The sequence below is a fragment of the Saccharothrix sp. CB00851 genome (assembly GCF_001905065.1).
In the GTDB taxonomy this organism is placed as follows: domain Bacteria; phylum Actinomycetota; class Actinomycetes; order Mycobacteriales; family Pseudonocardiaceae; genus Actinosynnema.
In genome coordinates this window covers 1-12414 of sequence record NZ_LWLC01000050.1, presented here as the reverse complement: position 1 = coordinate 12414, position 12414 = coordinate 1, and the positions used below count along the sequence as shown (strand labels likewise).

The following is a 12414-nucleotide window of genomic DNA, read 5'->3' as shown; positions in this document are numbered from 1 at the left end:
CCGTGACACCGCGCGGCCGGTCGCGCACAAGGGGATGCACACGGCGGAGCACCGGCTGTACCAGCCGTTCTTCCGGCTAGGACCGCCCCCGGGCGGCGAGGACCGCGCCGTGCAGTGACGAGGCGCCACCGAGCCGGGCGGGCAGGACCGGCGGCACCGGATGCCCCCTCCGGCCCAGGGCGGCGGCGGCCGACGCGACCAGGTCGACGTAGCCGGGAAGCGCGGCCGCGAACCCGCCGCCGATGACGATCGCCGACGGCCGGACCAGTTCGGCGACACCCGCCAGGGCGGCCGCCAGTGCCGCGCTGCCGCGCCGGACCGCCTCGACGGCCCAGTCCTCCTGCGCGACGAACCCGTCCACCAGTTCGGTGGGGGTCACACCGGTTCCGCGCAGTGCCCGTGCCCGACGCAGGATCGCCGGGCCCGAGGCGACCGCCTGCACGCAGCCGAGCCGTCCGCAGTCGCATCGAACGCCGTCCAGGTCTACGACCAGGTGTCCGATCTCGCACGAGCCGCGGTGGCCGGTGGCGGACCGGCCGCCGAGGACGATCCCGCCGCCGACGCCGGTGCCGACCCCGGCGTAGACCAGGTCGGCATGGCCCCACGCGCGGGCTTCCGCGACCGCGGCCAGGTCGCCGTCGTCGGCCCACCGCGGCGTGGTCGCCGGGAAGAGGTCCGCCAGCAGCGCTCGCAGGTCGAGGCCGACCCACGACGGGCGAGTGGGCCACGCCGTCACCCGACCGTCCCGGTCGAGCGTGGCCGGCACGGCGACGCCGACACCGGCGAGTGGACCGATCCGGCACCGCAGCGCTGTGACGTGCTCGCGCAGCAGGCGGAGGTCGTGGTCGACGGTGCCATCCGGCTGCCACGCGAACACCCATTCCCCGACGGTCTCCCGGTCGTCCTCGACCCGCGCGGCGACCTTGGTGCCGCCGATGTCGATGCCCAGGTACGCGGCGGTAGCGACGCTCATGACTCGGCGGGCCGCGGCAGTGCCCGTGCCGCGAGCCGCGGACGCCGGTAGCCGGTCGGCGTGTCCTGTGGCCCGCAGCCGCTGATCACCGACGTGCCTGGGTTGACGATCCCGCCGACCTCGCCGTAAGAGTCCTGGATCGCGCACTCTGGCGCGCGTCGGCCGAGATCCCCGAGGTCGTGTCCGTTCGACAACAGCAGTTCCGTCATGGTTGATACCGGTTCTCCGGGAGTCGGGTGGTGGTCGCCGATTTCGCGCCCGTGACGACGGATGGCGGTGGCACCGCGAGGTTAGGGGAAAGGAGTTATTGGCGCTAATCGTTGTGCGGCTACGGTTCCGCTCGTCGTCACGGCTCGGTGTGAGCGTTGTGGAAGCCGGTCTCGTTGGGTAGAAGTTGAGTCGTGAGTGGACTTCTGGAATTCCCGACATGGCCCCAATACGACGACGAGGAAAGGGTTGCCCTGATCCGCGCTCTCGAACAGGGGCAGTGGTGGCGGATCGGCGGCAGCGAGGTCGACCACTTCGAGTCCGAGTTCGCCGCCCACCACGGTTCACCCCACGCCCTCGCGGTGACGACGGGCACGCACGCGCTCGAACTGGCGCTGCAGGTGTCGGGGGTGGGACCGGGTGACGAGGTGATCGTCCCGGCGTTCACCTTCATCTCCTCGTCACAGGCGGCGCAGCGGCTCGGCGCGGTGGCCGTTCCGGTGGACGTCGACCTTGACACGTACTGCATTGACGTCGCCGCGGCCGAGGCGGCGATCACCCCGCGGACCCGCGCGATCATGCCCGTGCACATGGCCGGGCAGATCGCCGACATGGACGCGCTCGCGAAGCTCTCGGCGAGCACCGGCATCCCGCTGCTGCAGGACGCGGCGCACGCGCACGGCGGGGAGTGGCGCGGGCGGCGGATCGGCGACCTGGGCTCGGTGGCCGCCTTCAGCTTCCAGAACGGCAAGCTGATGACCGCGGGTGAGGGCGGCGCGGTCACCTTCCCCGGAGCGGAGCTGGCCGAGTTGGCATTCCTGCGGCACAGCTGCGGCAGGCCGCGGGCGGACCGGTCCTACCTCCACGAGACGTCCGGGTCGAACTTCCGCATGAACGAGTTCTCCGCCGGTGTGCTGCGCGCCCAGCTGTCCAGGTTGGACGCTCAGATCGCCGTGCGCGAGGATCGCCTGCCACTGTTGGCGGACCTGCTCGCCCGCATCCCCGGCGTCGTACCGCAGGGCGCCGACGACCGCTGCACCCGCAACCCGCACTACATGGCCATGTTCCGGGTGCCCGGCATCACCGAGGAGCGGCGCAACGAGCTGGTCGATGCGCTGGTCCGGCGAGGGCTCCCCGCGTTCGCTGCGTTCCGGGCGGTCTACCGCACCAAGGCGTTCTGGGAACTTGCCGCACCCGACGAGTCGGTGGAGGACATCGCCCGCCGCTGCCCGAACAGTGAGGCGCTGACCCGGGACTGCATCTGGCTGCATCACCGCACCCTGCTCGGCACCCGGGAGCAGATGCACGCCATCGCGGACGTGGTGGCCGACGTGGTGGGCCGCTCATGACGCTGCGCGTGGCGGTTGTGGGGCTCGGGTGGGCCGCGACGACGATCTGGCTGCCCAGGCTGACCGCGCATCCGGACGTGGTGGTCACCGCCGTAGTGGACACCGACGTCGGGGCGCGGGCGTCCTACGCGGGCACCGCGCGGGTGCTGTCGGACCCCGCGGAGATCAGCCGCGACACGGCCGACGTCGCGATCGTCGCGGTACCGAACCACGCGCACACGCCGGTCGCCTGCGCGCTGCTCCGCGCCGGCATCCCGGTGTTCCTGGAGAAGCCGGTCTGTCTCGGCACGGCCGAGGCGGACGAGCTGGCCGAGGCGGAGCGGGCGGGTGGCGCGGTCCTGATCGCGGGCAGCGCGGCCCGGTACCGGGCGGACACCAAGGCGCTGGAACGGGTCGCGGCGGGGCTCGGTGAGGTCCGGCACCTGAGCCTGGCGTGGGTGCGGGCTCGCGGCGTCCCGGGGACGCCGTGGTTCACCGACCAGGACAGGGCGGGTGGGGGAGCGCTGGTCGACCTCGGCTGGCACCTGCTCGACCTGGCACTCCCGCTGCTTGGTCCCGGCCCCGTCGACTTCGAGCAGGTGCTCGGCACCACCGGCCACGACTTCGTCGACCGGAGTCGGACCACGGCGGCGTGGCGGCACGACGCCGAGACGCGCGACTCCCCGGCCACGGTGGAGGACACCGCTCGCGCGTTCCTGGTCACCACCAAGGGGGTGTCCACCGCGCTGCACGTCGGCTGGGCCTCGCACGCGAGGTACGACCGGACCTGCGTCGAGGTGCACGGCAGTGCGGGCACCGCGGTCCTGAGCTGCACGTTCGGGTTCAGCCCGAACCGGGCGGGCGGTTCGGTGCTCACCGTGGTGCGCGGCGGCGAGGTCGAGCTCGTGCCGGTGGTGCAGGAGGCGATCGGGGTCGAGTACGACCGCCATGTCGACGCCCTTCCCGGCCTGCTCGCCGATCCCGGTCATCGCGGCCGAGCGGTCGCGTCGGCCCGGACGACCATCGGCGTCATCGAACGCATCTACGACTCCGCGCGCAGCGCGAAGGGAAGTCTGCCGTGCCTGGCGAACTGAAAACGGTGATCTTCGACCTCGACGGCGTACTGGTGGACAGCTTCGCCGTGATGCGGGAGGCGTTCCACCGCGCGTACCGCGAGGTCGTCGGCGGCGGCGAGCCGCCGTTCGAGGAGTACGGCAAGCACCTCGGCCGGTACTTCCCGGACATCATGCGGATCATGGGCCTGCCGCCGGAGATGGAGGTGCCCTTCGTCCGCGAGAGCTACCGGCTCGCGGATCGCGTCCGGCTCTTCGACGGTGTCGCCGACATGTTGGAGGAACTGGGGGGCCGCGGCCTGCGGTTCGCGATCGCCACCGGCAAGAGCGGTCCTCGTGCCCGCTCCCTGCTGGAAGAACTCGGCGTGCTGTCGCGGTTCGACCACGTGATCGGGTCCGACGAGGTGGCCAACCCCAAGCCGGCACCGGACATCGTCCACCGGGCCATGGACCTGCTCGGGGTGGTGGACAAGTCGGAGACCGTGATGATCGGTGACGCGGAAACCGACCTGGCCAGCGCCCGTGCGGCGGGCGTGGGGGCGGTTGCCGCGCTGTGGGGCGAGTGCGACCCGGTCGTGCTCCTGAACGCCCAGCCCGATGCCGCTTTCGAATCACCCGCCGCCTTCACGGACTGGGTGACGTCATTCGCACCCGACCGCGTCGCCTGACACCTTCAGCGGCTCCGATCGAGGACAACGCGCAACTTCCAAGCCGTCCTCCGATCACGCACCTCATTCCGCAGACCGCGGAACGTCTTCATTCGCGACCCGCGCGCACGGCCGCCGTCACGTTAACCAGAACGGGGAAACGGCGCTTGACCGATAAGGTCGTCCCATGGGTCTGCAGACGAATGCACCTTCCATCCTCGCCATGGCCGACCTGGCCACTCCCATGTCCATCCGGGTGGCCGCGACGCTCGGCCTGGTCGAACACGCGGGCGACGCGGGGGCGACCGCCGAACAGCTCGCCTCCGCTTCCGGTACCGCTTCCGACGCGCTCCGTCGACTGCTCGACCACCTGGTCACGATCGGTGTCTTCGACTTGGACGCGGAATCCGGCCGCTACCGGCCCACAAGCCTGGGCGACCAGATGAGGGGTGATTCCCCGGAGGGGTTCAAGCCACTGCTCGACATCAACAGCGCCGGTGGACGGGCCGAACTGGCGTTCGTCGAGCTGCTCGAGACCATCACCACGGGCGCACCCGCGTACCCGCGGCGGTACGGGCGGGAGTTCTGGGCCGACCTCGACGCGGAACCCGCGCTGAGGGCCTCGTTCGACGCCCAGATGAACTGGCGGTTCCGGGTGCAGGCAGCCCAGATCGCCGAGCGCTTCGACTGGGGCCGCTTCACCGACGTCCTCGACGTGGGCGGCGGTGACGGCACCCTGCTGGAGGCGGTCCTGAAGGTCCACCCGGGTGTGCGCGGGCGGGTGCTCGACCTCCCTCCGACCGCTGCCGCCGCCACCGAGAGGTTCGCCGCGGCCGGGCTCGGGGACCGGGCAGGCGCCGTCGCGGGCAGCTTCTTCGACGCCCTTCCCCAGGGAGCCGACGCCTACGTCCTGTCCGACATCCTGCACGACTGGGATGACGAACACGCGCGTGCCATCCTGGCTGAGTGCGGTCGGGCCGTCGGGCCGGAGGGTGTCGTCGTGGTGATCGAGCCGATCCGGGGCAGGGGCGTCGACACCGGGATCGACCTGTTCATGCTGATGTGCTTCAACGGCCGCGAGCGGACCGTGGAGGAGCTGGCCGAGCTGGCCGCCGGCTGCGGCCTCGCCCTGCGGGACTCGGCACCGGTGGCCGACGGGCGGACCGCGCTGGAGTTCCAACCGACCTCCGCTGGCTGACGAACGGCCGCGCTCCCGGCCGCGGTGGTCCCGGCCGGGAGCGCAGCCGCGAGGGATCAGGACGCCTGGTCGGCGGCGACCTCGGCCAGCGCCGCGCGGAACACGTCGACCGCGGGCAGGTGGCGGCTGTCCGACAGCACGGCGAGCCCGAAGGCCTCCATCGCCAGGCACAGGTCTCGCGGTCCGGCGACGGGCACGTGGCAGCGGTCGACCATCACCGTCGGCGCCGGCACGCCACCCGCGTTCCTGACCTCGACGTGGAACTTGTCGTCGTAGTAGTCGATGGGCTGCAAGGGCCCGAAGGTGGTCCGGGAGCGCAGTGCGCGGATCTCCGCGTCGGTGGCCGGCCGTTGCGGCCGGGAGTTCGCCGCGGTGTCGCGGAAGTCGTTGTGCATGGCGTCGAACCTGTCGGCGGCGATGACCGCGTCCAGCTCGTCGGTGCGGTAGCTGCCCATGGCGTAACCCCGGATGCTCGCGGCCATGGAGCGCCCGACGACCTCGTCGAAGTCGGCGTCGCCCACCAGGACGTCGAAGGCGCACGCCTGGGACAGGTTGCCGATGTACCGCTTCTCCGCCTCGGTGAAGCGGTTGGAGATCATGCACCGCAGGGCAGCGGCCTCCCGGCCGGACAGCGCCGAGATCGCGGTGGCGGACAGCGCCACGTAAACGGAAGGCGAGGAGACCCGGTTCCGGTCGGCGATCCGGTCGAAGGCCGCGCCGAGCGCGGGGGACACCATGGAGACGCGCACCCACCGCGGCGAGCGGTCGGCGTGGAGCCGGGTGGGGAAGTTGGTGAAGTCGACCCGTTCGGCGAGCCGCCGCCACCGTCGCATCGTCTGCTCGTTGCGCCGGACACCGGCCGGGCTCGCCTCGTCCTCGGCCTTCGCCACCGGCGTCAGCAGGGACAAGTCCTCGCCGTAGCGGTGGTCGCCCGCCAACCGGGCGGTGAACTCCTCGATGAGGCGGTTGCGCGCGAGCCCGTCGATCGACAGGTGCGACACGACGACCAGGAGCGCGGCCGGACGCCCGTCGACGTGCACGACCGCGAACCGCGCGGGGAGTTCGTGGTCGAAGTCGAACGAGCGGTCGGCCAGGTCGTCGGTGAGCCGGTCCAGGTCTTGCTCCGCGCCGTGCTTCAGCAGGACCGGCACTTCACCCGATCCGGACACGTCCTGCACGGCCACCCCTTCGGGCGTGTCGAAGTACCTGGTGCGCAGCGCTTCGTGCCGCACCACGACGTCGTGGACGACGGAAAGCACGTCGTCGATCGTGCACCCCTCCGGCAGCCCGATCCGGAAGCGCACGTTCAGGTAGGTGTCGTGGGGGTGGAACTTCTTGATCGCACGCCACATGCCGTACTGGGACCAGGTCATCGGCGCACGGGCACTGCCCGGACCGGAGAACCGCACGGTCCTCGACGTGGTTGACGACACCTGCATTTGTGATCGACCTCCTGGAGACTCGTCGGTGCGGCGAACATGCGTTCGGTGGTGCCGGGCGCCTCGAGAGGCGCCGGTGCCGGACTACCGCGCGGCCGGGGCGTCCTGCCAGGTGCGGTCGTCCAGCGGAATCGCCTCGATCTCGGCCCACAGCCCGTCCTCGATCTCGACGTCGGCCAGCTCCAGCGTCCGCTGGTAGTGCTCCAGACCCGCCACGCCGACGATGGTCGACGTGATCCGGGTGTCGCGCATCGACCACTGAAGCGCCGCCGCGGCCGGCGGCACCCCCGCCTCGGCGCACAGCCGGCCGATGGCGTCAGCTGCGGACAGCAGTGCGGGCGGTGCCTGGCCGTAGGCGTAGCGGGTGCTCGCCAACGGCCAGCGGGTGAGCAGCCCGCCACCGTAGGGTGCGGCGTTGAACACCCCGAGACCGCGCTCGGCGGCCGCGTCCAGCAACGCGTCCGCCGAGCGGTCCACCAGCGTCCAGCGGTTGTGCGTGATCACAGCCTCGAAGTGCCCAGTGGCCACCAGTTCGCGCAGCATCCTGGTCGGCCCGCCCGCCACGCCCAGGTGCTCGACGAGCCCTTCGTCGCGGGCGGCCACCAGCGCCTCGACCGCTCCGCCGGAGCCGCAGATCTCGGCGTACGGGGCATGTTCGGGATCGTGCAGGTAGCACATCGGGAGTCGCTCCAGCCGGAGCCGGTCCAGGCTCTCGCGCAGCGAGTCACGCATCCGCGCACCCGAGAAGTCCCCGGTGATGAAGTGCCGATCGGCTTTGGTCTGCACCAGCACCCCCGGCGCCGCGCCGCCCGCCTCGGCGAGTGCCGCGCCGATCCGCGTCTCGCTCTCGCCCTCGCCGTAGTTGTTGGACGTGTCCAGCACCGTGATCCGGTGGTCGGCGCGCAAGCGGCGGACCAGCTCGGCCGTCTGCGCCCGGGTCGGACCCGAGCCGTCCGGCCAGTGTCGCCAGCCGGCCGTCCCCACCGTCAACGGCGAGGCGGTCAGCCCGGTGCGGCCGATCGGCCGCGGGGCACGCCGGTCCGCCGTGCCGGCCACCGGTTCATCGGTTTCCCGCCGACCGGGGTGAACCTCCGGGGTCATCGCTCAAGCACCTCACTTCCTCGCGCGCGGCCGGCCGGACCGCGTGCTCACAGGCGGACGAACAGGTTCTCGATCCCGCGGGTCACGGTGCTGCGCCAGCGTTGAGGCGGCCGGACCACCTGAACGGAGGGGAAGCGGTGGAAGAGGGCGCGCAGGGCGACGACGGCCTCCAGCCGTGCCAGCTTGGCGCCGAGGCAGTAGTGGGCGCCGCCGCCGAACGCCAGCGTCCGGCTCCGCTTACGGTGCGGGTCGAACTCGTCGGGGTTGTCCATCAGCGCGACGTCCCGCTCCGCGGCGGCCCAGGACAGGAACACCATCTCGCCATCCGGGATCGTCTTCCCGCCGACGGACACCGGGCACGTGGTGATCCGGCTCGTGGAGAGCATCAGCGGCGGGTCGAAGCGCAGCGACTCCTCGACAACGTCCTCGAACGACAGGGTCCCCGCGCAGGCCTGGTCGGTCAGCTCCGCGGAGCCGAGGATGGTCACCAGGGTGTTCGCGATCAGGTTGGTCGAGCTCTCGTGCCCGGCGATGAGCAGCAGGTAGGTCATGGAGACGAGCTCGTCGAAGGACACCGGCGCGGCGCCGTCGACCCCCTTGGCATGCGCGATGCGCTCGACAAGGCTGCTGCCGTCGCCGTCCCGCAACGTGGTCCGCAGGACCTCCTCGAGGTGCACGCGCGCCGCGCGGATGGCAGCCGAGTCGTCACCGTCCACGACGGTCTCGTTCGTCCACTTGCGGAACGCGGCCCGGTCGACGGTCGGCACCCCGAGCATCTCGATGATCACCTCGAGCGGGAGGCGGTAGGCGAACTTCTCGATGAGGTCGATCTCCTCGACCTCCCCGACGAGCTCGTCGAGGAGGTCGTCGGCGATCTGCTCGATTCGTGGTTCGAGGGCGGCGATCTCCTTGGGCCGGAAGTCGGCGGCCACCAGGTTCCGCAGTTGCCCGTGGCGGGGGTCGTCACAGGTGAGCATGCCGAGCGTCGAGTTGCCGCCCCCGTCCTCCTCCTCGACACCGATGTAGCGCGGGCCGCTGCGCATCGTCTGGTCCGAGAGCAGATCGCGGATCGCCTCGGCACCGACCACCAGCCAGGCGTGCAGGTCGTTCGGCAGCCGCACCCGGTGCACGGGTCCCGACTGCCGCAGTTCCTTGATGACGGCGTGGGGGTCGCGGTAGAAGTCCTCCCTGATCTCGTAGAGGTCCGTGAATCCGCTGTCCGCCGGCACGGCCGTGTCCTGATCGGTGCTGGGCATGCTGCATCCTCCAGAGCCATTTTTCGGGCATGACAGAGGCTTTTCACCACGAGGGAAAGTGGGCGCGCTGTCGCGGCGTTCGTTGCTGCGGTCTTCGGTGAATAGCGCTGACGGCCTCTGGACACAGGACCGTACACACCGCTTCGACGGCACCGCAAGCAAGCGGATCGACCGGCGAACCGCTTGCGGGAACAGGGAAGTCGGGCCGGGGTACGGCAAAGAAGCGTGCGGCTCCGCTTATTTCGGCACTGGTTGTCTCAGGACGGCGGCGGACACTACTGTCGTGTTTCACTGCCCGCGCGACTGGAATCGCCAGTCACATCGCGAAGCCGTCGACCGGGTTTCCAGCGGGATCTCACCCGCATTCCGCGGCTCAGGTGCGGCCGGCCGCGCCGCACCTCGACCGCGAGTCCGTCCGCAACACCCGGCTCCGTCCGAGCCCGCGGAATTCCCCAGGAGCAGAAGTGATCACCACGACTTACAGCGCGGACCCGCCCACCTGCGCACCGGAGAACGTCCTCGGCGTGGTCGTGCACGCGGGCGCGTCCGCCGGTCCGCCTGTCGACCGGCCGTGGCCCGCGGTGACCGTGCAGAGCGCGAGCAAACCAGACCAGGAGTTCTACGAGTACTGGACCACCACCGCACCGGTGACGAGCGGGCGGCGGGCGAAACTGGTGCACGCCGAGGACGGCCAGACGCTGTTCTGCGCGGCGGAACTGCCGTGGTCGGGAAAGCACCGCGAAGGCGTGCGGGACACCTACCGGGCACTGCTGCGCCTGGTGGACGACCTCGGCTACACCTTGTTCCGGATGTGGAACTACGTCGCCGACATCAACAGCCCCAACGTCGACGGCATGGAGCGCTACCAGGACTTCTGCCACGGGCGGGCCGAGGCGTTCGAGAACCCCGACCGGGACTGGACGGCCAGTCTGCCCGCCGCGTCCGGTGTCGGTGCCGTGGGCGGCGGTGTCGTGGTGTGCGCGCTGGCGTCGAAGAGCGCGCCGGTCCACTTCGAGAACCCGCGGCAGGTGCCCGCGTACCGCTACCCGGCGCGGTACGGCCCGCGCTCACCGAGCTTCGCGCGCGCGAGCCTGCTGCCCGCCGCACCCGGTGCGAACCGCGGCGAGCTGTTCGTCTCCGGGACCGCCAGCATCGTCGGGCACGAGACCGTCCACCACAGTGACCTCGGTGGCCAGTGCCGCACCACCTTGGACAACCTGGGGCACCTGCTCGCCCACGTCGGCGAGAAGACCGGCCTCGCAGTGGGATTGGACCGCTTCCGGTTCGCGAAGGCCTACGTCCGCCACTCCGAGGACATGCCGTTCGTGCAGGACCAGTTCCGCCGGGCGTTCGGCCCCGACACCGCGCTCCGACTGCTCAACGTGGACATCTGCCGCAGTGACCTGTTGGTCGAGGTCGAAGGCGTCGTCGACCTGGCCTGACGGCGTGCACCGCGGCAATCCGGGGCCCACCGCGAGATCGCGCCCGGTCAGCGGCGACGCCGTTGACCGGGCGCGAAGCACAGCCGCCGCGTCGGGGTGAACACGGACCGATCGCGGTGTTCGACCGGCGAAGGTGGCGGTCGAACACCCCGTCACAGCTCGTCGCGGTAGAGCAGCTTGCCGGTGGCGGACCTCGGCAGCTCCGACCGGAAGTCGACCCGGCGCGGCACCTCGAAGGGGGCGAGCCGCTCGCGCGCCCAGTCCAGCAGGTCCGGTACGTCGCTCCCGGTGCGGGAGACGACCCTGGCCACCGGAACCTGGCCGCGGGCGTCGTCGGCGGCCACGATCACCTGGACCTCCGCCACGTCCGGGTGCCCACCGAGCACGGCCTCCAGGCGCGCGCGACTGGTCTTGCGCCCGGCGATGTTGACCACGTCAGTGACCCGGCCGTTCAGCCGCAGACCTGCGACGTGGTGCTCGGCGAGGTCGCCGCTGCGATAGCAGCCGTCCACCTCGCGCAGCGGGCGTACGCGCCCCTCGTCGAGGTAGCCGACGGCCAGCGCGTCGTTGTGCAGCAGCAGTTCGCCGCTGCCCTCCTCGATCCTCGCCGTCACCCCGGGCAGGGGTTCGCCGATCACCGCGGGGTCGCCGGTCCGCCCGACGTCCACGACGGTGCAGGTGCCCGCTTCCGAAGCCCCGTAGACGTTGAGCAGGGTGAAGCTGTGGCGTTCGCCCATCCGCCGGATGACGTCGGCGGTCAGGGGCGCGCCTGCGGACGTCGCCTGGACCAGCGGAGCGAACCGGCTGCCGTCGGCCTCGGCGATCAACCGGTACTGCAGCGGCAGGCCGATCAGAGTGCGGGCGCCGGTGGCCGTGATCGTCGCGCCCAGCGCGGCGGGCAGCGTGGTCGGTGCGCGGAACGTCGTCGGCACGCCGGCGAGCAGACCCGCGAAGATGCCGTGGGTCATCCCGTAGGAGTGGTAGGCGGGCGCGGCCGACACGACCGAACCTGGCGCCCTGCCGTGCACGGCTTCGGCGATGCGCCTGCTGTCGTTCAGCACCGCGGGCAGCGGCTTGACCACCGCGCGCGGCGTGCCGGTCGAGCCGGACGTGCGGAAGAGCACGGAGTTGGCGGGCAGCGCTTCGGCGTAGTCGGGTTGCCTGCGGGCCAGCACGTGGCACTCCCAGCCGTTGCCGGCCATCCGCTGCCCGTTCTGCTGTGGACGGTCGGTGACGAGCACCCCGTCGTCACCGGTGTCCGCGTTGGAGTCCAGGTACAGGACAGCGGCGCCCAGGTGCTCGGCGGCGAGCGCGACGGCGGTGATCAGGGCGGCATCGGCGGTCGCGGAGACGATGAACCTGGGGTGGTCGAACCGCGTGGACAGCTCCTCCGCGATCCGCGTTCCCGCGGTCCGCAGGTCGTGCCTGGTCCACTCGGCCCCGTTCACGGTGAAAACGCTGCCGCGGTCGTCGCCGTCGAGCAGCTGCTCCAAGGTGCTGATGGTCGCGCCTCCTGTTCGGGTGGGGACATCGGCACAAGCAGTACCCCGCCGCCCGCTCGGTGTCGAGCCGACCCGAAAAGCGTTGCGATGCCGAACGTTTGCCGACCAGGGCGACGCGCTTGTACGTTCCTGTCGACCAGGGAGAAGGGCAATGTCTTGCAGCCAAAGGGAAATCAGGTTCGCGTAGCGCTCGTGGGCATCGGCAACTGCGCGGCGTCGCTGGTGCAGGGCGTCCACTACTACCGCGA

At 71.3% G+C, this 12414-nt stretch carries 11 protein-coding genes; 5 read left to right on the top strand and 6 right to left on the bottom strand.

Going from position 1 to position 12414, the window contains the following annotated elements:
* Positions 1-76: 76 nt before the first annotated feature.
* Both A6A25_RS36800 and A6A25_RS36795 read right to left on the bottom strand, forming a co-directional pair.
* Positions 77-973 (bottom strand): ROK family protein, encoded by an 897-nt coding sequence (locus A6A25_RS36800; protein ID WP_073898296.1) that lies wholly within the window; start codon positions 971-973, stop codon positions 77-79.
* Entirely contained in the window at positions 970-1182 is a 213-nt protein-coding gene (locus A6A25_RS36795) for a hypothetical protein (RefSeq protein ID WP_073898294.1), read from the bottom strand. Before A6A25_RS36795 ends, A6A25_RS36800 begins: the two co-directional genes overlap by 4 nt.
* Before the next feature lie 192 nt (positions 1183-1374).
* Between A6A25_RS36795 and A6A25_RS36790 the strand changes: the two genes are divergently transcribed.
* The 4 genes from A6A25_RS36790 to A6A25_RS36775 all read left to right on the top strand — a co-directional run bounded on the left by A6A25_RS36790 (position 1375) and on the right by A6A25_RS36775 (position 5426).
* The gene (locus A6A25_RS36790) at positions 1375-2529 is read left to right on the top strand and encodes a DegT/DnrJ/EryC1/StrS family aminotransferase (protein ID WP_073898292.1); all 1155 of its coding nucleotides are present in this window, start codon (positions 1375-1377) and stop codon (positions 2527-2529) included.
* The gene (locus A6A25_RS36785; protein ID WP_198932984.1) at positions 2526-3602 is read left to right on the top strand and encodes a Gfo/Idh/MocA family protein; all 1077 of its coding nucleotides are present in this window, start codon (positions 2526-2528) and stop codon (positions 3600-3602) included. Before A6A25_RS36790 ends, A6A25_RS36785 begins: the two co-directional genes overlap by 4 nt.
* Positions 3587-4249 (top strand): HAD-IA family hydrolase, encoded by a 663-nt coding sequence (locus tag A6A25_RS36780; protein WP_073898290.1) that lies wholly within the window; start codon positions 3587-3589, stop codon positions 4247-4249. Before A6A25_RS36785 ends, A6A25_RS36780 begins: the two co-directional genes overlap by 16 nt.
* 166 nt (positions 4250-4415) lie before the next feature.
* Positions 4416-5426 carry a methyltransferase gene (locus A6A25_RS36775; RefSeq protein ID WP_073898288.1) on the top strand — a complete coding sequence of 337 codons (1011 nt, stop codon included), beginning with the start codon at positions 4416-4418 and terminating at the stop codon, positions 5424-5426.
* Positions 5427-5482: 56 nt separating this feature from the next.
* Here the strand turns inward: A6A25_RS36775 and A6A25_RS36770 are convergent, their stop codons facing one another.
* The 3 genes from A6A25_RS36770 to A6A25_RS36760 all read right to left on the bottom strand — a co-directional run bounded on the left by A6A25_RS36770 (position 5483) and on the right by A6A25_RS36760 (position 9222).
* Positions 5483-6865, bottom strand: coding sequence for a condensation domain-containing protein (locus A6A25_RS36770; RefSeq protein WP_073898286.1), 1383 nt, complete (start codon positions 6863-6865; stop codon positions 5483-5485).
* A gap of 84 nt (positions 6866-6949) precedes the next feature.
* Positions 6950-7966 (bottom strand): aldo/keto reductase, encoded by a 1017-nt coding sequence (locus A6A25_RS36765; protein WP_083668961.1) that lies wholly within the window; start codon positions 7964-7966, stop codon positions 6950-6952.
* 47 nt (positions 7967-8013) lie between these two features.
* Positions 8014-9222 (bottom strand): cytochrome P450, encoded by a 1209-nt coding sequence (locus A6A25_RS36760; protein WP_073898283.1) that lies wholly within the window; start codon positions 9220-9222, stop codon positions 8014-8016.
* A 464-nt stretch (positions 9223-9686) separates the two neighbouring features.
* On the opposite strand from A6A25_RS36760, the gene A6A25_RS36755 reads away from it, so the two are divergent.
* A complete protein-coding gene (locus A6A25_RS36755) occupies positions 9687-10664 on the top strand; it encodes an FkbO/Hyg5 family chorismatase (RefSeq protein WP_073898281.1) in 978 nt (325 codons plus the stop codon).
* 152 nt (positions 10665-10816) lie between these two features.
* On the opposite strand, the gene A6A25_RS36750 is transcribed toward A6A25_RS36755, so the two are convergent.
* A complete protein-coding gene (locus tag A6A25_RS36750) occupies positions 10817-12157 on the bottom strand; it encodes a class I adenylate-forming enzyme family protein (protein WP_073898279.1) in 1341 nt (446 codons plus the stop codon).
* Between the last annotated feature and the right edge of the window lie 257 nt (positions 12158-12414).